Source organism: Dactylosporangium sp. NBC_01737 (genome assembly GCF_035963215.1).
Classification (GTDB): Bacteria; Actinomycetota; Actinomycetes; order Mycobacteriales; family Micromonosporaceae; genus Dactylosporangium.
Map to the genome: position 1 here is coordinate 5,161,182 of NZ_CP109153.1, position 23,442 is coordinate 5,184,623.

Consider the following 23,442-nt stretch of genomic DNA (forward strand, 5'->3'; position numbering starts at 1 on the left):
CGTCATGCCCCGGGACCCGGCGACGGTCGCAGGTCGTGCGCCGCGCGCAGGACGGCCCGCCGGATCGGTTCGTAGCCGGTACACCGGCAGAGGTTGGAGCCGACCAGACCGTCGACGCGTTCCGGGTGCTCGGCGAGCGTGGGGTCCGATTCCAGTGCGGCGGCGGCGACCATCAGGAAGCCGGGGGTGCAGAAGCCGCACTGCAGCGCGTGTTCGGCGGAGAACGCGCGCTGCAGCGGGTGCTGCCCGCCGCCGGGCCCGGTGAGGCCCTCCACGGTGCGCACCGGCCGGCCGTCGCACTGCACGGCCAGCATGAGGCAGGACCGGACCGCCTCGCCGTCCACCAGGACCGTGCACGCCCCGCAGACGCCGTGTTCGCAGCCCAGATGGGTGCCGGTGAGGCGGCAGTCCTCCCGCAGCACGTCGGCGAGGATGCGGCGGGGCTCCACGTCCAGCGGGTAGTCCTCGCCGTTGACGTTGAGGGTGAGCTTCATCGGGGTCCTTCCGTGCGGTGCCCGGCGCGTGCGCGCTGGTCTGTCGCCGCCTGGCGCAGGGCCCGGCCGACCAGGACCGCGACGACCTGTCGCTTGTATCCGGCGTCGGCGTACGGCTCGGCGACGGGCGAGGCGTCCTGCTCGGCGGCGATGCGCCCGGCGCGGCCGAACAGGTGGTCGTCGGTGATGCGGCCGGACAGGGGCTCGCCGGCCCCGGCGCCGATCAGCGACCGCTCGGCGGCCGAGGCCCGCACCGGCCGGTCCGCGGCGTTGGCCAGGCCGATCCGCGCGTCGCTGATCACGCCGTCCCGCACGGTCAGCGCCGCGGAGACGGCCACCGTGGCGAAGCTGAAATGCGTGCGCCGGTGCTCGATGAAGCCGACCCCGGTGTCGTCGCCGAGCAGCGGGAAGCGCACGGACGTGATCAGCTCCCCGGGGCGGCGGGCGGTCCGGTACGGCCCCAGGAAGTAGTCACGGGCCGCGACCTCCCGCACGCCGTCGCGGTCCTGCAGGGCGACGCCGGCGTCCAGGGCCACGGCGACCGCGCACCACTCCGACGCCGGGTGCGCCCAGGCGAGGCTGCCGGCCAGGGTGCCGCGGGCGCGGATCGGCGGGTGCGCGATGTTGGTGACGGCCTGCCCGAACAGGGCGCCGAGCGGGCCCGGCACGGCGTGCGGCGCCTCGAAGGCCGCGTGCCGGACCAGGGCGCCGACCCGCAGCGCGCCGCCGTCGACGCCGAGGCCGTCGAGCCCGGCTATCCGGTTGATGTCCACGACCAGGTCGGGTGCGCGCCGCGTCAGGTGCATCTCCAGCAGCAGGCTCTGCCCACCGGCGATGACCGCGGCGCTGCGGGACGGGTCGCCGAGCGCGTCGACGGCCTCGGGTATCGACCACGGCGCGACGTAGTCGAAGACGGGTGGCTTCACCGGGCGGCCCGCCACACGCGGTCCGGGGTGAGCGGCAGCTGCAGCACGTCACGGTCGGCGGGCCGCAGCGCGTCGGCCACGGCGTTGAGCACCGCGGCGGGGGTGCCGATGCAGCCGGACTCGCCGGCACCCTTGGCGCCGAGCCGCGTCTCGGGGCTCGGCGTGCAGGTGTCCCGGACCGCGACCGGCGGGATCTCGGCGGCCGTCGGCAGCAGGTAGTCCAGCAGCCCCTCGGCGAGCACGGGGACGCCGTCGTCGTCGAAGCAGAAGCCTTCGTACAGCGCCTGACCGAGGCCCTGCACCGCGGAGCCGAACGACTGCGCGTGGACCACCGCCGGGTCGAGGACCACGCCGCAGTCGTCCACGGTCACCAGCTGCAGCACGCGGACGGTGCCGAGCTCCGGGTCCACCTCGACGACCGCGGCGTGCGTGCCGAACGGGAACGCCATCCCCGACTCGAAGCGGTCCTCGACCCGCAGCGCTCCGGTGGCCCGCACCAGCGCCGCGAGGTCCATCGCCGGCGCGCCGTCCCGGGCGCCGTGCACGGTGCCGCCGGACCATTGCACGGTCTCCGGCGGGACGTCCCACAGTTTCGCGGCCCGGTCCCGGGCCTCGTCGGCCAGCAGCGCGGACAGGTGCTGCAGCAGCGCGCCGGAGACCTGCGCGGTCCGGCTGGCGAAGGAGCCGATCCCGTCGGGCAGTCCGGCGGTGTCGCCCTCGACCAGCCGGACCCTGGCGGCGTCCACGCCGAGGGTCGCGGCGACCAGCGCGGGGAGGACCGTCTCGTGGCTCTGGCCGCTGGAGGCGGCGCCGCACCGGGCGGTGATCGTGCCGTCCTCGCCGGCCTCGAGGCTGCCGAACTCGTGCAGCCCGCCGGGTTCGCCGCCGGAGCGCTCCACGTAGCAGGACAGCCCGATGCCCAGCGGCAGGGCGTCCGGGTCCTCGCGGCGGCGGGTCTGCTCCGCGCGCCACGCGTCGTAGCCGACGGTGTCGAGGGCCAGGTCGAGCGCGGCGGCGTAGTTGCCGCTGTCGTAGCGGCGGCCGGTCGGCGTCTGGTACGGGAACCCGCCGGGCGGGATGAGGTTGCGCCGGCGCAGCTCCGCCGGGTCGATGCCCAGCCGGTCGGCGAGGGTGTCCATCGACCGTTCCAGGGCCATGGTCGCCTCGGCGCGGCCGGGCCCGCGGTACGGGTAGGTGGTCATCGTGTTGGTCAGCACCGACCGCAGCGTCGCGTGCACCTGCGGCGTCGTGTACGGGCCCGTCGCCATCCACGCGGTCTGCATCGGCAGCCCCGCCCCGATGTGCGGGTAGGCGCCCACGTCGGCATCGATGTGCAGCTCGTAGGCGAGCAGCCGGCCGTCGGCGTCGGCGGCGAGCCGGACGTGCTGGTCCTGTCCCCGGCCGCGGGTCGCGACCAGCATCGACTCCAGGCGGTCCTCGATCCAGCGCACCGGCCGCCCGAGCCGCACCGCCAGGAACGCGACCGCGAGGTACTCGGGGAACGACGCGCTCTTCGACCCGAACGCCCCGCCGGTGTCGGGCGCCACGACCCGCACCCGGTCGGCGGGCCGGCCCAGGGCGGCGGCCAGCTCCCGGCGCAGCCGGTGCGGCGCCTGATGCCCGGACCACACCGTCAGCCGGTCGCCCTCGGGGACGGCGAGCAGCGTCCTGCACTCCATCGGCGTCGGCAGCAGCAGCGCCTGGCGGTACCTGCCCTCGACCACGGCCGCCGCGCGCTGCCACACCGAACCGTCGACGGGTTGCCCCGCCGACCCTTCGAGGGCGACGTTGCTCAGCCCGTCGAACAGGCGGACCGTGTCGTCCAGGGCCTCCGCGGGGGTCACCACCGCCGGCAGCGGGTCGATCCGGAACGCGACCCGCGCCGCGCCGTCCTCGGCCCGGTACCGGTCCTCGCCGACGACCACGGCCACGGCCTCACCCGGGTACCGGACGCGGTCCTTCACCAGCACCGGCCATTCCCGGCCGGCGACCGCCTCGTCCGAGGACAGCTTCGCCAGCACCGTGTGCGGCATGGGCGGCAGGTCCGGCAGGTCGGCGACCGCGTGCGCGCACGGCGGCAGGTCGTGCAGGTCGGCGGCCGACCATGCGCCGACGACCCCGGGGACCTGCCGGGCGGCGGTGCAGTCGACGCCGCGCAGCGTGCCGTGCGCGACGCGGCCGCGCACGAACACGGCGTCCAGACAACCCGGGACCTGGATGTCGGCGACGTACCGGCCCCGGCCCGACAGCAGCCGCGCGTCCTCACGCCTGACCCAGGTGCCCACGTCGAGGAGGTTCACGCCGCGGCACTGCCCGGGACGGCCTCGCACAAACTCCCGCCGTTCTACTCGCCGAGCAGCCACTGGTGCGGCGCGGCGAGCGCACGCGCCCGGGCCGGCCCCCACGATCCCGGCGCGTACGTGGCCAGCCGCGGCGGGTTGTCCAGCAGCGGCTGCGCGACCTTCCACACCGCGGACAGCCCGTCCGGCCGGGTGAACAGCGAACGGTCGCCGAGCAGGACGTCGTGGATGAGCCGCACGTACGGCGGCAGGGGCGCGGCGTCCGGCAGCTGCGACAGCGGCAGCCGCGCCGTCGCCGGCTCGACGCGCAGGTCGACGCCGGGTCGCTTGGCGAGCAGGCGCAGGTCGATCTCGCCGGAGCCCGAAAGGGAGAAGGACAACACATTCGCCTGTGAAGGCAGGCAGGTGATCGGGTGCTGCGGGGTGCGCAGCACGAGGCTGACGCGCTGCTCGCTGGCGGCCATCCGCTTGCCGGTCCGCAGCAGGAACGGCACCCCGCGCCATCGCGGGTTGTCGATCCACAGCCGCGCCGCGACGAACGTGTCCGTCTTGGAGCGCAGCGCCACGCCCGGCACGTCCCGGTACCCGCTGAACTGCCCGAGGACCACCTCGGCGGGGTCCAGCGGCCGGAACGAGCGGATCACCTTCTCCCGCGCCGCCTGCAGGTCCGCGGCGCCGAGGGTGGCCGGTGCCTCCATCGCGACCTCGGCGGCGACCTGGAACAGGTGCGTGACCAGCATGTCCAGCACCGCGCCGGTGGCGTCGTAGAACCCCGCGCGGTCGTCGACGCCGAGGGTCTCCGGCACGTCGATCTGCACGGACTCGACGTGCTCGCGGTCCCACATGGCGGCGAAGATCTCGTTGGCGAAGCGCAGCACGTGCAGGTCCTGCGTCGCCTCCTTGCCGAGGAAGTGGTCGATCCGGTACACCTGCGACTCGTCGAGGACCCGCCGCACCGTCCGGTTCAGTGCACGGAACGTCTGCGGTGAGGTGCCGAACGGCTTCTCGTAGACGACCCGCGCGTGCGCCGTGAGCCCGTGCGCGCCGAGCGCCTCGGTGAGCCCGCCGAACGCGACCGGCGGCACGGCCAGGTAGTGCACGAGCTGCGCCGCGTGACCGACCCGCGAGCGGGCCTGCCCGATGACGTCGAGCAGGCTGCCCGGGTCGTCGGTGCCGAACCCGCCACCGGCGAACAGCAGCCGCCGCTCGAAGTCGCGCCACCACCGCCGCTCCGGCCGCGGCCCGAACTCGCTCAGCGCCTTGTGCACGTGCTCGCGGAAGTCCTCGTGCGCGATGTCACCGCGGCCGTTGCCGATCAGTACCCACTCCTTCGGCAGGAGCCCCTCGGCGGCGAGCGTGGCGAACGCCGGCAGCACCATCCGCTTCGCGAGGTCGCCGGTCGCGCCGAACAGCACGAACACGGTGGGCCGTGGAACACGCGCGACGCTGTCACGCCGGGCACGGGTCGTCGTCGACATCATCACAGCGTATGGAGCGCGCGGGGGCAGCGGGTGCGGGTGCGCAGCATGACCCGCACTCTCACCCTCCGGTCAGTCGGTGATGACGACGACGCCCGACGGGGCGTCCAGCAGCTGGACCGTCTGTTCGGCGGCGCGGTCGATCTGGACCCGCGGCTCCGCGGGGACGTCGTGTTCGTGGTAGGTGCCGGGGCCGTAGAACTGGCCGTAGCTCAGCACGACGCCCTCCTCGGCGAGGACGGAGCGCTCCAGCTCCGCCGCGGCCGCCGCGTCCGGCCCATCGGGCAGTTGCCATGCGACGGTCTGCGCCAGGATCCTGGGCGACCCGCTGCCCCGCGCGGCGTCGATCAGGTTCTGGTTGCCCTCGGTGCGGATGCGGGCGTTCACCTCCGTGTGGGCGCCGACGTCCGCGATGTCGTCCGGCAGGTCCGTGAGCTCGTTGATGATCACGTCCGGGGCGAAGTCACGGACGGCCCGGATCAGCGCGTCGCGGTCGAAGACGTCGCACAGGATCGGTTCGGCGCCGAGCCGGCCGATCAGGTCGGTCTTGCCGGGCGAGCGGGTCATGCCGCCGACGGTGTACCCGGCCTCGACCAGCCGGGGGATCAGCCGCCGGCCGATCACGCCGGACGCCCCGGCGAGGAACACACGCTGGTTGCTGGTGGACATCTGCCTACCTGCCTTCCTGTGAGACTGGGCAGCGCGAGGAGCGCGACCGGCGCGGTGTACCCGTAGCCGGTGCGGTCACGCTTTCCAGCGGTACTCGACCTCGGGGCGGCCGGCGTTGCCGTACCGGGCGTGGCGGGAGGCGAGCCCGACCTCGGCGAGGTGCTCCAGGTAGCGCCGCGCCGTCACCCGCGACGCGCCGAGCACCGCGGCGATCTCGGCGGCCGACCGGCCCGCGTCGGCGCCGCGCAGGGACGCGGAGACCGCGTCGAGGGACTCCTGGCTCATGCCCTTGGGCAGGTTGACCGGGTCGGCGCTGCGCAGCGTGGCCAGCAACCGGTCGACCTCGTGCTGATCGGAGACGGAGCCGGCGTCGAGCACCTGCCGGCGGTAGTCCCGGTAGCGCTCGAGCTTGTCCCGCAGGGTCGCGAACACGAACGGCTTGAGCAGGTACTGCACGATGCCCTGCGACACCGCCGCGCGCACCACCGCCAGGTCCCGGGCGGAGGTCACGGCGATCACGTCGGCGCGGTGACCGGCGGCCCGCATCGCGCGCACGACCTCGAGCCCGTGCAGGTCCGGCAGGTGCATGTCCAGCAGCACGAGGTCGACCGGCACCCGGCCGAGCCGGCGCAGCGCGTCGGCGCCGGTGCCGGCGCTGCCGGCGACCTCGAAGCCGGGCACCCGCCCGACGTAGACGACGTGCGCGTCGGCAGCGATCGGCTCGTCCTCGACGACCAGGACCCGGATCACCGCGGTGCCTCGGCCGGCACCGGCAGGCGGATCGTGAACGCGGAGCCGGCGACGTCGATCGTGCCGCCGTTCCTGCTGACCGCCTGGCCGGCCAGCGCCAGCCCGAGCCCCCGGCCGGCGGGCTGCTTGGTCGACCAGCCGCGGCGGAACGCCTGCGTGACGTCGGCCGGCTCCAGGCCCGGTCCGCTGTCACTGATGCCCAGCACCAGCTCGCCGTCGCGGACCGCCGCGCCGATGCGCACCCACCGCGGCGGCGGCGCGGCGACGGCCGCGTCGATCGCGTTGTCCAGCAGGTTACCCACGATGGTCACCAGGTCCCGCGGGGCGACCGCGCCCTCGGGCACGTCGGCGTCCTCGGCGACGAGCAGCTCCACGCCGCGCTCGCTGGCCTGCGTGACCTTGCCGAGCAGGAGCGCGGCGAGGACGGGCTCCCGCACGGCGCCGACGACCTGATCCGTGAGCTGCTGGGCGGCGGCGATCTCCGCGGACGCGAACTGCAGTGCCTGCGGCGCCCGGCCCAGCTCGATGAGCGACACGACCGTGTGCAGCCGGTTGGCCGACTCGTGTGCCTGCGCGCGCAGGGCCTCGGCGAAGCCGCGCACTGAGTCGAGCTCGCCGGTGAGGGCCTGCAGCTCGGTGTGGTCGCGCAGGGTCACGACGGTGCCGAGCTCGGCGTCGTCCCACCGCGCCGGGGCCTGGTTGACGACGAGCACCCGGTCGCCGGTGAGGTGGAGCTCGTCGGTGCGTGCGTGCCCGGCCGCGAGGGCCGCGGCGAGCGGCTCCGGCAGCCCGACGGCGCCGATCGGGCGCCCGACCGGGTCGCCGTCGAGGCCGAGCAGCCGGCGGGCCTCGTCGTTGGCCAGTTGCAGCCGGCCCTGCCGGTCCAGCAGCAGCAGCCCCTCGCGGACGGCGTGGAGCACCGCGTCGTAGAACTCGTACATCCGGGCCAGCTCGGCCGGGCCCAGGTCGTGCGTCTGGCGGCGCATCCACCGCCCGACCAGCCAGGAGCCGGCCCCGGCGAGCAGCAGCGCGATCGCCGCGGCGCCGAGCAGCAGCGGGAACTGCTGCCGCAGCCCGCGGCTGACCGTGTCCAGCAGGATCCCCACGCCGACCCGGCCGCGCACCTCGCCGCCGTCGAGGATCGGCACGACCGCGCGCACCGACCGGCCGAGCGTGCCGGTGAACGTCTCCGTCACCGGCCCGGTGGGTGTGGCGCCCTCGATGTGCCCGATGAACCGGCCGCCGATCTGGGCCGGATCGGGATGGGTGTACCGGATGCCGCTCGGGCTCATCACGACCACGAACGTGGTGCCGGTGTCGGCGCGGATGCGCTCGGCGAGGGGCTGGAGCACGGCGGCCGGGTCGGGCCGGCGCAGCGCGGCGAGCACCGCGGGGTCGTCGGCGACGGTGCGGGCGACCGCGAGGACCGTCTCCCGTGCGGTGGCCAGGCTGTTGCGCCTGGCCTGCAGGTACGCGCCCGCGATGCCGCCGGCCATCAGCACGCTGATGACGACGGTCTGCAGCGCGAGCAGCTGCCGCGCCAGGCTCCAGCGCCGCGGGTGGAACACGTCGCCCGCCTTTCTGCGGTCACATGTACGCAATGAACGAAATAGTGACCTGAGTCACGAGCATCGGCAACCTCGTGACATGTCCACCTCCGCAGGCACCCCCGCCGCCGCCGTCGCGCCGAGGCGCGACCGGACGCACTACCTCTACCTGGCCGTCATCGTGGCGGTCGCCGCCGGCATCGCCGTCGGCCTGCTCGCCCCGAAGGCCGCCGTCGAGCTCAAGCCGCTCGGCACCGGCTTCGTCAACCTCATCAAGATGATGATCGGGCCCGTGATCTTCTGCACGATCGTGCTCGGCGTCGGCTCGGTGCGCCGGGCGGCGCAGGTCGGCCGGATCGGCGGCCTGGCGCTCGGGTACTTCCTGGTGATGTCGACCGTCGCCCTCGCCATCGGTCTGGTCGTCGGCAACCTGCTGCACCCCGGCGCCGGGCTGCACCTGACCGCCGCGACCAAGGCCGCCGGCGCCAAGGCCGCGGCCGGCGGCTCGGGCGGCACCGTCGACTTCCTGCTCGGCGTCATCCCGACCACGCTGCTGTCCGCGCTCACCTCCGGCGCCGTGCTGCAGACGCTGCTCGTCGCGCTGCTCGTCGGCTTCGCGCTGCTGGCGCTCGGCCGGTCCGGCGAGCCGATCCTGCGCGGCGTGGAGCACCTGCAGCGGCTCGTCTTCCGCGTCCTGGCCATGATCATGTGGCTGGCGCCGATCGGCGCGTTCGGCGCGATCGCGGCGGTCGTCGGCGGCAGCGGCTGGAAGGCGCTGACGGCGCTGCTGCAGATCATGTTCGGGTTCTACCTCACCTGCGTGATCTTCGTCGTGCTCGTCCTCGGCGTCCTGCTGCGCGTCATCGCGCGCACGAGCCTCTTCCTGCTGCTGCGGTACCTGGCCCGCGAGTTCCTGCTGATCCTGTCGACGTCGTCGTCGGAGTCGGCGCTGCCGAGGCTGATCGCGAAGATGGAGCACCTCGGCGTGTCACGGACGGTCGTCGGGATCACCGTGCCGACCGGGTACTCGTTCAACCTCGACGGCACGGCGATCTACCTGACGATGGCGTCGCTGTTCGTCGCGGACGCGGTCGGCCGGCCGATGTCGATCAGCCAGCAGATCTCGCTGCTGGTGTTCATGGTGATCGCCTCGAAGGGCGCCGCCGGCGTGACCGGCGCCGGCCTGGCGACGCTCGCCGGCGGCCTGCAGGCCCACCGCCCGGACCTGGTCGACGGCGTCGGGCTCATCGTCGGCATCGACCGGTTCATGTCCGAGGCCCGCGCACTGACCAACTTCGCCGGCAACGCGGTGGCCACGGTGATCGTCGGCTCCTGGACCGGGGAGTTCGACCGGCAGCGCTCGATCGCGGTGCTCGGCGGCGAGCTGCCCTTCGACGAGGCGACCATGCTCGACGCCCAGGAGCCAGCCGCGGCGCAGGCGCCCGCGCCCGTCCCGGCCAAGCTGTCCACAGTGGACGGTTAACGGCCGGCCGGCCTCCGTGCCGCACGGAGGCCGGCCGGCCTGGGCCGGTTCCTGGATGTGGGACCGCGTTGCCGCATCGATGGCCGTTGACGTAAAGTGCGAGGCTTCCTCCAGGCGCGCGGGTGGGTTGTGGTGCTGCGGATCCAGGTGCTCGGCCACGTGGCCGCCTGGCGCGACCGTGAGCGGCTCGACCTCGGATCCGCCGCCCAGCGGGCGGTCCTCGGCCTGGTCGCGGTCGCCGGTGGGCAGGTGGTGCCGCGCGCCGCGATCATGGACATTCTCTGGGCCGGCCGGACCCCACCGGTGTCCGCCGTGAACGTCATCCAGACCCACGTCCTGCGGCTGCGCCGCCGGTTGGAGCCGGACCGGCCGGCGCGGGCCCGGTCGGGCCTGCTGGTGCCGGTCGGGGACGGCTACGCGCTGCGGGCCCCGGCGGCCGCGGTCGACCTGCTGCGCTTCCGGCAGCTGGTCGAGTCCGCGGAGCGCCTGCGGCTCGCCGGTGACCCGCGGCAGGCGGCGGCGCTGCTCGACGAGGCGCTCGGGCTGTGGCACGGCCCGCCCCTCGCCGACATCCCGGCCCTCGCCGGGCACCCCAGCACGATGGCCCTCGCGGGCGAGCAGCGGGTCGCGCTCGCCCGGTACGGCGACCTGATGATCGATCTCGGGTCGGCGGCCGAGGTGCTGCCGAAGCTCGAAGAGGCGGCGGCCGCCAACCCGCTCGACGAGGTCGCGCAGGCACGCCTGATCCGGGCGTACGGCGCGGCCGGCCGCCGGGGGCAGGCGTTCATGCTCTACAGCGAGGTCCGCCGCCGGCTCGCCGAGGAACTGGGCGTGGACCCCGGGGCGGACCTGGTCCGCGCGCACACCGACCTGCTGCACGGCGCCGGGCAGCGCGGCACCGCCGGCGACCACCGCGCCCGGGCGGCCGCACCCGTGCCCGCGCAGCTCCCGGCCGGCGTCCGCGGCTTCACCGGCCGGGCCGCCGAGCTCGCCCGGCTGCACAAGGTGACGGCCGGCGCCACGATCGCGGTGGTGTCCGGCACCGCCGGCGTCGGCAAGACCGCACTGGCCGTGCACTGGGCGCAGCAGGTCGCCGACCGCTTCCCCGACGGGCAGATCTTCCTGGACCTTCGCGGGTTCGACGGCAGCGGGCGGGCGGTGGAGCCGGCCGAGGCCGTGCGGGACCTGCTCGACGCGCTGCAGGTCCCGGAGGATCGCGTCCCGGCCAGCCTCGCCGCTCAGACGGCGCTGTTCCGGAGCCTGGTCGCCACCCGGCGGATGCTGATCGTCCTGGACAACGCCCGCGACACGGCGCAGGTGCGCCCGCTGCTGCCGGGCGGGCCGGGCTGCCTCGTGCTGATCACCAGCCGCAACCAGCTGACCGGTCTGATCGCCACGGACGGCGCCCACCCGATCGGGCTGGATCTGCTCGACGCCGCGGAGTCCCGCGACCTGCTGGCCGCCCGGCTCGGCGAGGACCGCCTGGCGGCCGAGGCGGACGCGGTGGCGGACGTCGTCGCCCGGTGCGCGGGCCTGCCGCTGGCACTGGCGATCGTGGCCGCCCGCGCGGCCACCGGCCCGCACCGCTCGCTGCGGGACCTCGCCGGTGAGCTGCACGACGAGCGGCTCCGGCTGGACGCGCTCGGCACCGACGAACACGGCAGTGCGGTGCGCAGCGTGTTCTCGTGGTCGTACCACGCCCTCGCGCCCGCCGCGGCGACGATGTTCCGGCGGCTCGGCCTGCATCCGGGCCCGTCGATCGGGTTGGCGACGGCGGCGAGCCTGGCGGGGGCGCCGGAGTCCGAGGTCCGGCCGGTCCTGGCCGAGCTGACCCGCGCGCACCTCGTGACGGAGCCCGGCCCCGGCCGGTACGGCTGCCACGACCTGCTGCACGCGTACGCGGCCGAGGTCGCCCGCGCCGCCGAGGGACCCGACGCCGTGCACGCGGCGCGCCGCCGGATGATCGGGCACTACCTGCACACCGCGCGCGCCGCGGACCGGCTGCTGCTGCCGCACCGCGAACCTCCGATCGTCCTGGACCCGGTGCCTCCCGGCGCGACACCGCAGACGCCGCAGGACCGCGACGAGGCGATGCGCTGGTTCGTCACCGAGCACCGGGTGCTGGTCGCGGTCACCCTGGAGGCGGCGGCCACCGGGTTCGAGGCGGACGCCGGGCGACTGGCCTGGACGCTGTGCACCTACTTCCAGTGGCGCGGGCACTGGCACGACCAGGCCGCCACCCAGTGGATCGCCCTGCGGGCCGCCGCGGGCGACGACGCCGGGCGGGCGCACGCGCACCATCACCTCGCCCGCGCACACGCCAAGCTGAGCCGCCCCGGCGACGCGCGGCACCACTACGAGCAGGCGCTGCGCCTGTTCGGCCGGTGCGGCGACCACGCGGGCCAGGGCCAGACCCATCTCGGGCTCGGCGCGGTCTTCGAGCAGCAGGGCGACTCGCGCACGGCGCTGCGCCACGCCCGGCTGGCCCTGGACCTCTTCCGGCTGGCGGGCAACGTGCCCGGCCAGGCCAACGCGATGAACTCGGCCGGGTGGTGCCACGCCCAGCTCGGCGACCACGAACGGGCGATCGTGGCCTGCCACGAGGCGCTCGCGCTCCAGCAGCAGATCGGCGACCGCGACGGCGAGGCCGCCACCTGGGACAGCCTCGGCTACGCCCACCACAGCCTCGACCGGTACGGCGAGGCCATCGCGTGCTACCAGCGGGCCATCGAGCACCGCCGCGCGCTCGGGGACCGCTACTACGAGGCCGCCAGCCTGCACCGGCTCGGCGACACCCAGCTCGCGTCCGGCGACCCCGCGACGGCCGCCCGGTCGTGGCGGGCCGCGCTGGACATCCTCGACGCGCTCGGCCACGCGGAGTCCGCCGAGATCCGCCGGAAGCTGGCGTCCTGCGCGGACCGGGCGTGACCCCGGGCGTCGCCGCGGCGCGGCCGGGTCAGCGGCAGCCCAGGGCGCTCATGAGCAGCGCGGCGACGGTGTCGCGGTGCTCCGGGGTGTCCTGCCACCGCAGCCTGCGCCCGGCCTCGACGACCACGCCGAAGCCGGCGTGGATCAGCACCCGGGCCTGGCGCGAGTCCAGCTCCGGCCGTGCCGAGCGCAGCTGCTGCTCCCACACGGCGATGTGCTCGCGCTGCGCGACGACCAGCGGCCGCTGCAGGTCGGCCGGCAGGCCGGCGAGCTCGGCGTCGGCGACGCTGGTGAGTGCGGTGTGTTCGAAGCTGTACGCCACGAAGGTCGCCGTCAGCGCGACCACCGCGTCGTGCGGGTCGGACGTCCCGCGGAGATTCTGCTCCACCGCCTGGGCCAGCAGCGCCGCCGCCTGCAGGCACGCCGCCGCGAGAATGTCGGCCTTGCCGGGGAAGTAGCGGTAGATCGCGGACGGGACCAGCCCGACGGCCTCGGCGATCCTGCCGTTGGTGACGTTGGCGAACCCGTCGCGCTCGAACAGCGGGACGGCGGCCGCGAGGATCTCCGAGCGCCGGGTCCGCGCCACGGGCTGGGCGGGCAGGTCGACGAGGTGCGCGATGCCGGTGGCCGCCGCGGGGTCGGTCGCGACCACCCGCAGGGCCGCCGCGACCAGCAGCTCCTCGACCCGGCGCTGCGCGATCGAGGTGTGGTGCATCGTGATGGACCCGATCGCGCCGAGCGCGGCCACGGCCCGCAGGTGCTCGCCGGCCCGCGGGTGCTCGCGCCGCACGGCGTCCGTGACCCGGCCGACCACGTGCGCGAACTTCGTCCTGAGCACCCGCCGGTCCTCACGGTCGAGGTAGCGGGCCTCCCACCGGTAGACCCCGCCCGACGCGCGATGGGCCACGGTGACCCGGGCGGCGGCGGCGAAGACCTCGGCGAGGGACGCCCCGGGCGGCACCTCGTCGAGCGCGGCGACGAGCCGGTCGACCATGACGTTCGCGCACTCGGCGAACAGCGCGTACTTGTTGGGGAAGTGCCGGTACAGGGCGGCGGCGGTGATGCCCACCCGCGCCGCGATCTCGTCCATGGACGCCGCGTGGTAGCCGCGCTCGCTGAACATCCGGCCGGCCGACTCGACGATGAGCTGCCTGCGGTTGCGCGGCCGGACCGCCGCGGCCGACCCGGTGGTCACGATCCGCACCTCGGCGAGCACCTCGGCGACGCGGCGACCTCCCATGGCATGCCGCCGATCCTGACACATGACCGGGCGACGGCCACGCAGATTCACGGCCGTGATGCCTTGCCGACCGGCGCACCGCTTCGCTATGTTAACGGAGAATCTCGCATCGACAGTCGTGAGATAGTCGCCGTCCGCCACGGTCGACCCCTGCATGAGCAGCGCCCATGCCTCCAAGGAAGCGGGGTAAGTTAATGAACAATCTCAACCGACGGAGTGTTCTGTCCCTCGGTGTCGCGCTGGGCCTGGTGAGCGCGGTGGGCGCCGTCCCGGCCACGGCAGCGCATGCCGCCGCGGGCGCCGACCCGTGGTGGGCCTGGGACGACGAGGTGGACCGGCTGCTGGCCGGCCTGCTCGACAACGGCCAGGTCCCGGCGGTCAACACCGCGATGCGGACCTGGGTGAACAACCAGGACCCGCTGCCCAGCGGCCTGCCGGCCGAACTGCGCACCTACCTGCAGGGGGTCAACAAGCTGCCCTCCTGGGCCGACCGGACCAAGCTGCGTCTCGCCGCCGACTTCAACCGCCGCAAGGACACCTATCTGTTCATGCTCTACGGCCTCGGCAGCGGCATCATGAGCACGGTGATCCCGCGCGAGGCGAAGTCGGTCTACTGGTCCGCGGGCGGTGCCAACATGCAGGACCGCGCGGCCAAGACGTTCACCTTCGGCTACGACCTGAGCGAGCTGACCGCGTTCGAGCCCAACGGCCAGTTCGTGGTCACCGCCAACAAGACCCGCCTGGTGCACGCCGCGGTGCGCCACCTGCTGCCGCAGTCGCCGCACTGGCGCGCCGTGGCCAACGAGCCGGGCGGGATCCCGATCAGCAACGGCGACATCCTGGTCACCTTCCACAGCCTCGGCACCTTCGTACACAAGAAGCTGCGCGAATGGAAGGTGCCGATGACGACCGCGGAGGAGGAGGCCTTCCTGCACAGCTGGCAGGTCGCCATCCACCTGCTCGGCGTGCGCGACGAGTTCATCCCGCAGACGTGGGCCGCCGCCTACGCGCAGTCGGCGCAGGCCCTCACCCCGATCCTGTCCCCATCGGTGGAGGGCAAGGCCCTCGCGGAGGACCTGCTCGGCCTGACCGCGCAGATCGACCTGGGCGTCACCCGCGGCTTCCTCAACGAGTTCGTCCGCTACGTGCTCAGCAACGAGATCGGCGACTGGCTGCGCCTGCCCCGCGACTACGCGGCGGCCACCCTCATCCGCACCGCGTGGCCCGCCTACATCGCGTTCCGGGAGGGCCTGATCCCGATCGCGCCCGTCAGCTTCTACATCTTCGACCAGTTCATCCGCGCCCTGGCGATGCTGTTCCTGAACAAGGTCGCCTCGCCGACGACCACCCTCATCACGATCCCGACCGGCAACCGGCCCTGAGCCGGGGGAGCCGGGAGGGGCCGCCTCCCGGCTCCGACGTCCCTGTCTGCCACGAATGTCCACTCTGGACGATCGGGGCAGTGGATCGCGGCCCGCCGCCCTACGATCCGACCCGTGCCTTCGCTCACAAGCATCACCGTGTCCGCGACCGGCGGCCAGCCGGGCCGGCCCGGGGTCGCGACCTCGTTCACGTGCTCCGCGGACGGCGACCCGGACGTGGTCGGCTTCCGATGGGGCCTCGACGCGGCGTCCGGTCCCCTCCTGCCGGCGGGCCAGCCCGGCGGCAGCGTCACCGTGCCGTGGACGCCGGCGGCGTCCGGGGTGCACCACGTCGTCGTGGTCGGCGTCGGCCGGGTCGGCAACACCTCGCCCGCGGCCACCTTCGACTACCGGGTCGCGAGCGTCGCGCCGACGATCAAGGACCTCGACCCGGACGGCGCATTCAACCAGAACCGCACCATCGTCTTCCACCCGGGCACCACCGACGTCGTCGACTACGTCTACCGGTTCAAGAACACCGTCGAGCACGTCGTGCCGGCCGGTCCCGACGGCACGGCGAGCGTGGAGCCGCTTCGGCTACACGCCGGCCACGCCGGGGACCCACACGCTCACCATCGGCTTCGGCACCCTCGCCGACGGCAACACGGTCGACGGCGGGCCGTACACCTTCATCGCCGGCTGAGACGGCCGGCTGATGTGTCCAGGGCTGCCCCGGTGCGTGTGCCGGGGCAGCCCTGGACGGTGTTTCAGCAGCGGGTGATCGTCGAGTTGTTCAGGGTCACGTTCGAGATCGTGAGCCGGTCGGTGCAGGGGTTCTCCACGATGCGGTTGTTCGTCAGCGTGAAGTTGCGCAAGGTGATGTCGGTGTTGCCGGGGAACTCGGTGCGTTCGGCGAGGCGGACCTCGCCGCCGCCGCTGATCGTGCCGCCGTTCGTGGCGAGGCTGACGTTGTAGCAGTTCTCGATCAGGACGGCGTTGTTGCCGGTGTTGGCGATGTCGACGCGGTCGATGACGGCGCCGCCGCTCTCCGACACGCAGAAGATGCCGCGGCCGCCGCCGCGGGCGCGGACGGTGCCGACGCGGATGTTGGTGGCGTAGGAGCTGCCGATGCGGCCGTTGCGGTTGGCCATGCGGAACGCCGCGTAGCCGGTGCCCGCGCCGGCGTTCTCCGCGTCGACGGTGCCGACGGTCGCGTTGATCGTCTGGTTGAGCAGCAGGCCGGACTCGCCGACGTTGCGTGCGGTCACGGTGCCGATGGTGATGCCGTCGACGCCGTAGGTCTCCACCGCGTGGGAGCCGGCGCCGGAGACGTAGACGTTGTCGATGCGCACGTTGCGGGTCCACTGGCTGGTGTCGCCGCGGTTGTCGATGCGGACGCCGAGGCCGCCGGACAGCCGCATGTCGATCTGGCCGAGCACGACGTTGGTGACGTTGCGCATGAAGATCCCGTAGAGCGGGGCGCCGGTCAGGGTGAGGTGCTGGACCTCGATGTCGGTGGTGCCGCGGGAGTAGATCGGTGCCTGGTCGCCCGAGCCGGAGCCGGTGACGTTGATGGTGCCGCAGACGTCGATCGTGGTGTAGCTGGGCAGGGAGATGCGGGAGCCGGCGCTGATCGAGCCGGAGCCGCGCACCACGACGCGCTGCTTCGAGGTCCGCCCCGACGACAGGCTGTTGACGGCGGCCTGCACCGCGGCGCGCATGTCGGTGCCCGTGTACGCGGTGGTGCCGCCGTTGCGGGCGGTCCAGGTGCTGCCGCTGAGCACCGCCTCGGCGTTGAACGACCCGCTGCCGCAGCCGCCGGCCGGTGGCGTGGTCGTCGGGGTGCCGCTGCCGACGCGGGCCAGGGTCCACTGCTGGTTGGCGCCGTCGGTGTCGGTGTACTGCGAGATGCGGGCGCCGTCGGCGGTCGACCACTCCCACACGTCCAGGGCCTTGCCGCTGTGCCGGTTGAGCAGCCGCACGTAGCCGCCGGCGGAGTCCTTCAGCGTGAACTGCTGCCGGTTGTTGCCGGCGACGGCGGTCTGCTGGTACAGGTTGGCGCCGTCGCTCGCGTTGGCGATCTCGAGGACCTTGCCGCTGTGCCGCGATCTGATCTGGTAGTAGCCGTTGTCGGTGGGCACGAACTGCCACTGCTGCACGGCGAGGTCGTTGCGGGTGAACTGGTTGACGGGTGCCCCGTCGGCGGTGGACCACTCCCACAGGTCCAACGCCTTGCCGCTGTTGCGGTTGACGATCGCGTACCAGGCGGACGTGTCGACCGTGGCGGCCGAGGCGACGGGCAGGCCGGCGATGACGCCCGCGCCCAGCAGCGTGGTCACCGCCGTCCCGACGAGCAGACTGATGCGCCAGCGACGCTTCATGATGTGGACTCCTCACGGGGAAAGGGCTTTCCCAGGGAATCCGGCGAAGGTATCGGAGCCCTTCGATGAAGTCAATTGCGGCTGTAACTTACAGGGATCCGTTGCGCCGCCGTCAGCTGAGCACGACCCGCCGGCTGGTCAGCGGCGGGTCGTGCACCTCGACCACGAAGCCCGGCTCCGGCAGTGCGAACAGCCGCAGGTACCCGTTGCACAGGTCCTCCCGCTTGACCTGCAGCGCGACCGTCGGCGTGCCGGAGGCGTAGGAGCAGACCGTGTCGCCGTCGCTCGCGGTGGCCGGCTCGGCACTGTTGTGCAGCACCACCGCCAGCACCGGCAGCGGCCGCCCGTCTGCGGTGCTCACGTCGATGTCGACCCGCGACATGAACCGTTTGATGTTCACCGAGTACCGCACCACCGTCGGCACGGCGCGGCGGGCCAGCAGCCTCGCCCCGGCCAGCGCCACCACCGGTGCGCCCCCGCCCGGCGCGGCCGCCGTGGCGTGCACGGCGACGTAGACGGCCCGGCCGTCCTCGGGCACGTCGATGTCGTAGCCCCCGGTGGCCGCCAGCTCGGCGGCGGTGACGTGGGCCGATCCGGTCGCCGGGGTGTCGTGGTCCGGGCCGGTGGGGAAGTCCAGGCGGCTCCACCGGACCAGGGCCGTGGACACGCCGGCCGGCAGGTCGAACCCGAGGCGGAGCCGCCCGCTGCTGTCGCCGATCGTGCGCAGCCCGCCGGGGCGGGGCGCCGCGACGTGGACCAGGTGCGCGCCGAGCGCCACGTCGGGCCCGGACACCGTCACCGCCCGGTAGGTCACCACCGCCCGCCCGGCCTCGTCGACGACGCGCTGCGGGCCCTCGCCGACCAGGCGCGCCGCGGACGCCTCCGCGTCCAGCTCCAGCGCGGTGCGGGCCGCCGAGGCCGCGAACGGCTCCCTGACCCCGGCGAGGGCGTACACGCGGACGGTCCCGGCCGGCGGGGCGTCGTAGGTGATCGTCGTGCGGCCGTCGTCGCCGGTGAGCGCCCGCAGCTGGTCGACCGGCTCCGGCGCGGCGTACACCGTCGCGACGGCCTCCCGGCCGGACGTGCGGGTCGCGTTCCCGGCGCGGTCGCGGTACGTCAGGTACACCCGGTACCGGTAGGTGACGCCGAGCTCCATGGTCTCGTCGAAGAACAACCCCGCCGTCACCGGCCGGAAGCGTGTCGTCGTCCCGCGCCCCTCGCCGGGGTGCTCGACCTCGCGCTCGATCGTCACCTCCGCGCTGCCCAGATGCTCCGTCGGCCACTCGAGGCGTACCGCGCGCCGCCCGACCGCCGAGGCGTTGAGCAGCGCCACGTCGCGGTGGAAGGACCGCGGCGTTCCGGCGCCGACGCTCGCCGACACCCGGGGGCCGTCGACGGCGGTCACCGTGTAGCGCACGACCGTGCCACCGGGGGCGCCGGTGTCCTTGAGCTGCGTCCTGGTCGTGCTGCCCACGGGTGTCACCCCGGCGAGGTCCGGGGGCCATTCCACGTGCCGGTCGACCCGGTAGGACAGCGTCGCCGGCGCCGCCGGGGCGGCCCGCCAGGACACCTCCACGTCCTCGCCGTGCACGACCGCGTCGAGGCCGACCGGTGGCCGCAGCGGGATCCGTGCCAGGGCCGCCTGTGCCTGCGGGCAGTCGGGGTAGCGCTGCAGCAGCCGCTGCAGCTCGTCCTCCCGCACCTCCGGCGGGGACGCCGCGGCCCGGCGCGCCGCGACGACGGCGTCCTGCTGCGCCTGTTCGAGCAGCGGGATGCGCGAGACGGCCGTCGCCGGCGAGGCCGGGTCCGGGGACGGCACGTCCCGCGCCCGCGTGGCCAGCCACTCCGCGGCGCTCGTGGCGGCCCAGACGGCACCCCGTCTCGTCTCGCGCAGCAGCTTCGCCCACTGCTGGTTCGCCTCGGCGTACCGGTCCGCCGCCTCCGCGACGAGACCGGCCAGCTCCGCGGGTGCCGCCGGGTGGCCGACCACGGTGAGCACGCCCAGGGTCAGCCGGTTCGCCTCCGCGACGAACCCGGACGCCAGCGCGTCGCGCAGGGCCGGCACGGTCCGCTCCGCGACGCTGAGCACCCCGCACGGGGCGTTGCAGCGGGGGCAGATGTCGGCGGCCCGGGGGATCGACTCGCCGCAGACGACGCAGCCGCCGAAGAGCTCCGCGGGGCAGTACGCGCACCGCTCGCTGTCGGTGACCGCCTGCGGGCGGCCGCAGCCGGCGCAGACGATCAGCCGCACCGCCGTGTTCACCTCGACCGCGAGGCCGGCCGTGATCGCGGCGCGGCGGACCACCTCGAGGGCCTCGCCGTCGGCGATCCCCCAGGCGAGGCCGACGACGCGGGCCGCCATCGCCGACGTGTCCGGTGCCTGCAGCAGCCCGGTCAGCTGGGCCGTCCAGCGCAGCTCCGTGGCCAGCAGCTCCTCGGCGTCGGCGCGCAGGCTCGCCGAGTACCGCTCGATCCCGTCCTCGGCCAGCAGCCGCACATGCACCTGCGACAGCAGCTGCTCGGTCCGGCTCGTGACGGAGTCCTGCACCACCGCGCGGTTGCGCTCCACGAGCGCGTCGTATGCCCGCCGCACGCTGTCCGGTGACGGGTGCGACCCGACCCCGAGGAAGGTCAGCAGCGTCCGGTACCGCTCGGCGTGCGGGCGGTCCATCTGGGCCAGCTGGTCCAGGTCGTCGCGGATCTGCCGGCGCAACGCGGGGTCCCACGGCTGGGCCGCCAGGGGCTCCTCGGTCACCTCCTGCCGGGCCAGCCACGCCTGGAACGCCTCCCCGCCCATGCCCTCCTCGGCGGCGATGGACTCCAGCACCTTCACCTTCGGCCGGTGGACGGCGCCGTGCGCGCGCCGCAGCCCGGCCGCGAGCCGGTCCAGCACCAGCCCGGCCTGCTGGTCGGACACCTCGCGCATCGCCCGGACCCGGGCCGCCGCCGCGGCCCTGCGCGGTGCCGTCCCCAGCTCCTCGGCGTACGCGTCCCGGTGCGACAGCAGCTCATGGACGACACCCCGGTAGGCGGGCTTGTCCCGTTCCTTGCGCCAGAAGGCGGTGATGCGGTCGAGGCCGTCCGTCACCTGCTGCGTGGTCGCGTCGAGGTCGATCGCGCACACCAGGAACGGGTCCCCGGTCCGCGGGTCGGCGAGGCCGGAGCGTTTCCTCAGGCGGGCGAGCACCCGGGTGCGGTACTCGCCTGGGTCGAACGACATCAGGAGCGTTGCTTCAGCTCGTCGACCTTCGCCTGCTCGGCCGCCCGCACCGCGGCCGAGGCGGTCCCGACCTTGATGGTGAGGACCAGCGGGTCGGCGACGGCCTGGTGCCGCGCGGTCACCGTGATCACCTGGTCGGTGCCCATCTCCAGCTTCACGTCCACCGGCGTGCCCTGGGGATGGCCGACGGGGATGTCCTCGATGAGCCCGTCGATGACCGTGATGCTGTCCGCGGGCCGGCGCGACTCGACCGGGGTGTTCTGCTCCATGACCATGACGTGCACCGAGGTCTGGTTGTCGAACCTGGTGTAGAACCGCTGCTCGACGCTGATCGGCAGCTGATCCTGGGCGTGCGCGAGGAACTCCACGTACAGGTCCTCCTCGCCGGCGCCGGCGTCGTGCGCCTGGATGCCGAACCCGCGGCTGGTCACGTTCGTGATCTGGGTGGCGACGAGGTCGCCGACCTCGGCGGTGCTCATCGCATGGTCGGACGCCGCCTGACGCACCGCCTGGTCCAGCGCCTCCGGCTCGGCGTCGGACAGGTCCTCGTGCTCGGTGAGTGCCCCGGTGCGCCGCAGGCTCTCCAGCACGTAGATCTCCAGCTCCCGCTTCTGCCCGAAGATCGCCGCACCCTTGGCGACGGCCAGGTCCGGGTCGGCGAGTTTCGCCTCGAGCTCGAACAGCTCGGCGATCCGCCGCGCGACGACGGGACTCTTGCTCATCCCGCCGACGAGCAGCACCTGGTCGATGACGGTGACGCCCTTGGCCGCGGCCCTGTCCAGCACGTTGCGGGTGAGGTCCATGGTGCGCTGCAGCAGGCCCGCGGTGAGCTCCTCCAGCTCGTCGCGGGTGATCGTGACCTCCGTGAGGTTGCCCCGGTAGCTCACCACCGCGACATACGACTTGCGCGAGCTCAACGACTGCTTGACCTCCTCGGCCAGGGTCAGCAGGTGCTGCGCGCCCGCGTCGTCGTCCCACGGGTCGCCGGCCTCCGGGTGCTCCCGGACGAACCGGCCGCCGAGGAACGTCGCGATGGTCTCGTCCCAGTCGGCGCCGCCGAGGTGCGGGTTGCCGTCGGTCGCGACGACCTCGATCTTCTTCTCCGCCAGCCGGATGACGGTGACGTCGAACGTCCCGCCGCCCAGGTCGTACACCATCACCGTCTGCGCCTTGCTGCCCTCCTGCAGGAACCCGTAGGAGAAGGCGGCGGCGGTCGGCTCGTTGATGATGTCGACGACGTTGAGGCCGGCGAGCTCGCCGGCGAACTTCGTCGCCTGCCGGAACTCCTGCCCGGTGTAGGCCGGGACGGTGATGACCACGTCGGTCACCACCTCGCCGGTGGCCAGCTCGACGTCGCGGACGAGGCTCTGCAGCACCTGGCTGGACACGGCCGGCGCGGAGTAGTCGGTCCCGTTGGCGCGGAACCGCCAGTCGGGGTCGTCCATGTGCCGCTTCACCAGGGCCGCGACCTCGTCGGTGCGCACCCGCGCGCTGCGCTTGGCCTGGATGCCGACGATCGGCTCGTTGTCGCTGGTGAACTGCACCACGGACGGGGTCGTCGCCTGGTTGTCGGCGTTGTTGTAGACGATCGGCCGCCCGTACCTGTCGATCGAGGCGATGCACGAGTATGTGGTGCCGAGGTCGATGCCGAAGACTTTGGCCACGCTGATCTCCTAAGGTGGTCGGCGCTAGCGGGCGGATGCCGAGCCGGCGGGCTTGCGCAGGCGGTACACCTCGACCAGGGCCGGGCGCACGACCACATCCCCGCGCAGGAAACCGACCCGGGTCATGCGGGCCACCGTGGCGTCGGCGCCGGGGTCCTCGGTGACCGCGGTCCTGGTGCCGTGCTGCCGCTTGCTGTCGAAGGCCTCACCACGCTTCGGCTGGTACAGCTCGACGCCGTTCAGGTCGAGGATCTGCACGACCTGGTCGCGCAGCAGCTTCGTGCTCCGGTCCTCCTCGCGGACGGGCGTCATCAGGTCGTACAGGCTGATCAGCCCGTTGAACAGCGGCGCCATCGCCTTGGTGAGCTGCCCGTTGTGCAGCTCGGTGTTCTCCGTGTGCAGCTGCTCGATGAGCCGGCGGTCCTTGGCCCGCAGCGCGTGGAACTCGTCGATTTCTCGGAGGTTGGCCCGGATCTCCTCGACGGCGACGGCGAGCCCGGCGAGCCCGGCCCGGACGGCCGCGAGCCCGTCCGCCAGCTCGGCCGCCAGCTGGACCGGGAGCCCGTCGGAAGACCCGTCCGCGGTCCTGGCCGCCGGGCCGTCCGCAGGCCCGTCCGCAGGCCTGGCCGCCCGGCCGTCCGCGGACCCGTCCGCCGGAACGTCCGCGACGGACGAAACGTCCGCGACGTCCGCGACGTCCTGTGCGGGCGGCATGGCCAGGACGCGTGTGACGTCCTCGGGGGGCGGGGAGTCCGCGGCCGCCACGGCGTCCGCTTCCGCCGGGTCCTCAGCGGACGCCGATCGGCGGTGCGGACCTTCGGCCCGGTCTTCGGATGTGGTCATGGAACGTGTCGCCTCCTCCGCGCAGGCACGCGGCCGGTCACGAGGACGGCAGGCCACCCTCCTCGACGCCGACCGGAGTCACCGCGTGTCTGACGGACAGCGCGACCGTCGCGGGCCGTGAACACGCCGGTGGGCACCCCGCAGACCCGGGGTGCCCA

The 23,442-nt window shown here is 74.0% G+C and carries 15 protein-coding genes; 3 read left to right on the top strand and 12 right to left on the bottom strand.

What is annotated here, in order from left to right:
* Positions 1-2: 2 nt before the first annotated feature.
* The 7 genes from OHA72_RS23330 to OHA72_RS23360 all read right to left on the bottom strand — a co-directional run bounded on the left by OHA72_RS23330 (position 3) and on the right by OHA72_RS23360 (position 8,185).
* Positions 3-494, bottom strand: a complete 492-nt coding sequence (locus tag OHA72_RS23330; protein WP_327009900.1) for a (2Fe-2S)-binding protein — start codon at positions 492-494, stop codon at positions 3-5.
* Entirely contained in the window at positions 491-1,420 is a 930-nt protein-coding gene (locus OHA72_RS23335; RefSeq protein ID WP_327009901.1) for an FAD binding domain-containing protein, read from the bottom strand. Before OHA72_RS23335 ends, OHA72_RS23330 begins: the two co-directional genes overlap by 4 nt.
* On the bottom strand, positions 1,417-3,720 hold the full coding sequence (locus OHA72_RS23340; protein ID WP_327009902.1) for a xanthine dehydrogenase family protein molybdopterin-binding subunit: 2,304 nt from the start codon (positions 3,718-3,720) through the stop codon (positions 1,417-1,419). The genes OHA72_RS23335 and OHA72_RS23340 overlap by 4 nt, the downstream gene beginning before the upstream one ends.
* Positions 3,721-3,764: 44 nt before the next feature.
* Positions 3,765-5,198: a glucose-6-phosphate dehydrogenase gene (locus tag OHA72_RS23345; RefSeq protein ID WP_327009903.1), complete on the bottom strand. Its 1,434-nt coding sequence runs from the start codon at positions 5,196-5,198 to the stop codon at positions 3,765-3,767.
* Positions 5,199-5,270: 72 nt separating this feature from the next.
* A complete protein-coding gene (locus OHA72_RS23350; protein WP_327009904.1) occupies positions 5,271-5,867 on the bottom strand; it encodes an SDR family oxidoreductase in 597 nt (198 codons plus the stop codon).
* Between the two features lie 75 nt (positions 5,868-5,942).
* A complete protein-coding gene (locus tag OHA72_RS23355) occupies positions 5,943-6,617 on the bottom strand; it encodes a response regulator (protein ID WP_327009905.1) in 675 nt (224 codons plus the stop codon).
* Positions 6,614-8,185 carry a sensor histidine kinase gene (locus tag OHA72_RS23360; RefSeq protein WP_327009906.1) on the bottom strand — a complete coding sequence of 524 codons (1,572 nt, stop codon included), beginning with the start codon at positions 8,183-8,185 and terminating at the stop codon, positions 6,614-6,616. Before OHA72_RS23360 ends, OHA72_RS23355 begins: the two co-directional genes overlap by 4 nt.
* A gap of 79 nt (positions 8,186-8,264) precedes the next feature.
* Here OHA72_RS23360 and OHA72_RS23365 point away from each other — a divergent pair, with 79 nt between their 5' ends.
* The gene (locus OHA72_RS23365) at positions 8,265-9,647 is read left to right on the top strand and encodes a cation:dicarboxylate symporter family transporter (protein WP_327009907.1); all 1,383 of its coding nucleotides are present in this window, start codon (positions 8,265-8,267) and stop codon (positions 9,645-9,647) included.
* Positions 9,648-9,779: 132 nt separating this feature from the next.
* A complete protein-coding gene (locus OHA72_RS23370) occupies positions 9,780-12,575 on the top strand; it encodes an AfsR/SARP family transcriptional regulator (protein ID WP_327009908.1) in 2,796 nt (931 codons plus the stop codon).
* 28 nt (positions 12,576-12,603) lie between these two features.
* Here OHA72_RS23370 and OHA72_RS23375 read toward each other — a convergent pair whose 3' ends face one another.
* Positions 12,604-13,815: a TetR/AcrR family transcriptional regulator gene (locus tag OHA72_RS23375; RefSeq protein WP_327009909.1), complete on the bottom strand. Its 1,212-nt coding sequence runs from the start codon at positions 13,813-13,815 to the stop codon at positions 12,604-12,606.
* 248 nt (positions 13,816-14,063) lie between these two features.
* Here OHA72_RS23375 and OHA72_RS23380 point away from each other — a divergent pair, with 248 nt between their 5' ends.
* Positions 14,064-15,197: an oxygenase MpaB family protein gene (locus OHA72_RS23380; RefSeq protein WP_327009910.1), complete on the top strand. Its 1,134-nt coding sequence runs from the start codon at positions 14,064-14,066 to the stop codon at positions 15,195-15,197.
* A 746-nt stretch (positions 15,198-15,943) separates the two neighbouring features.
* Here OHA72_RS23380 and OHA72_RS23385 read toward each other — a convergent pair.
* From OHA72_RS23385 to grpE, 4 genes are all read right to left on the bottom strand, one after another.
* Positions 15,944-17,557, bottom strand: a complete 1,614-nt coding sequence (locus OHA72_RS23385) for an RICIN domain-containing protein (RefSeq protein WP_327009911.1) — start codon at positions 17,555-17,557, stop codon at positions 15,944-15,946.
* A gap of 112 nt (positions 17,558-17,669) precedes the next feature.
* Complete coding sequence (locus OHA72_RS23390; RefSeq protein ID WP_327009912.1) at positions 17,670-20,777, bottom strand: fibronectin type III domain-containing protein; 3,108 nt, start codon at positions 20,775-20,777, stop codon at positions 17,670-17,672.
* Entirely contained in the window at positions 20,777-22,441 is a 1,665-nt protein-coding gene (locus tag OHA72_RS23395; RefSeq protein ID WP_327009913.1) for an Hsp70 family protein, read from the bottom strand. Before OHA72_RS23395 ends, OHA72_RS23390 begins: the two co-directional genes overlap by 1 nt.
* 24 nt (positions 22,442-22,465) lie before the next feature.
* Entirely contained in the window at positions 22,466-23,284 is an 819-nt protein-coding gene (gene grpE, locus OHA72_RS23400) for a nucleotide exchange factor GrpE (RefSeq protein WP_327009914.1), read from the bottom strand.
* Positions 23,285-23,442 lie beyond the last annotated feature (158 nt).

Bases quoted from the DNA above. Each gene is read 5' to 3' on its own strand.
- OHA72_RS23350 (WP_327009904.1), bottom strand. From the start codon at position 5,867: ATGTCCACCAGCAACCAGCGTGTGTTCCTCGCCGGGGCGTCCGGCGTG.
- OHA72_RS23385 (WP_327009911.1), bottom strand. From the start codon at position 17,557: ATGAAGCGTCGCTGGCGCATCAGTCTGCTCGTCGGGACGGCGGTGACC.
- OHA72_RS23345 (WP_327009903.1), bottom strand. From the start codon at position 5,198: ATGTCGACGACGACCCGTGCCCGGCGTGACAGCGTCGCGCGTGTTCCA.
- OHA72_RS23390 (WP_327009912.1), bottom strand. From the start codon at position 20,777: ATGTCGTTCGACCCAGGCGAGTACCGCACCCGGGTGCTCGCCCGCCTG.
- OHA72_RS23375 (WP_327009909.1), bottom strand. From the start codon at position 13,815: ATGGGAGGTCGCCGCGTCGCCGAGGTGCTCGCCGAGGTGCGGATCGTG.
- OHA72_RS23330 (WP_327009900.1), bottom strand. From the start codon at position 494: ATGAAGCTCACCCTCAACGTCAACGGCGAGGACTACCCGCTGGACGTG.
- OHA72_RS23365 (WP_327009907.1), top strand. From the start codon at position 8,265: ATGTCCACCTCCGCAGGCACCCCCGCCGCCGCCGTCGCGCCGAGGCGC.
- grpE (WP_327009914.1), bottom strand. From the start codon at position 23,284: ATGACCACATCCGAAGACCGGGCCGAAGGTCCGCACCGCCGATCGGCG.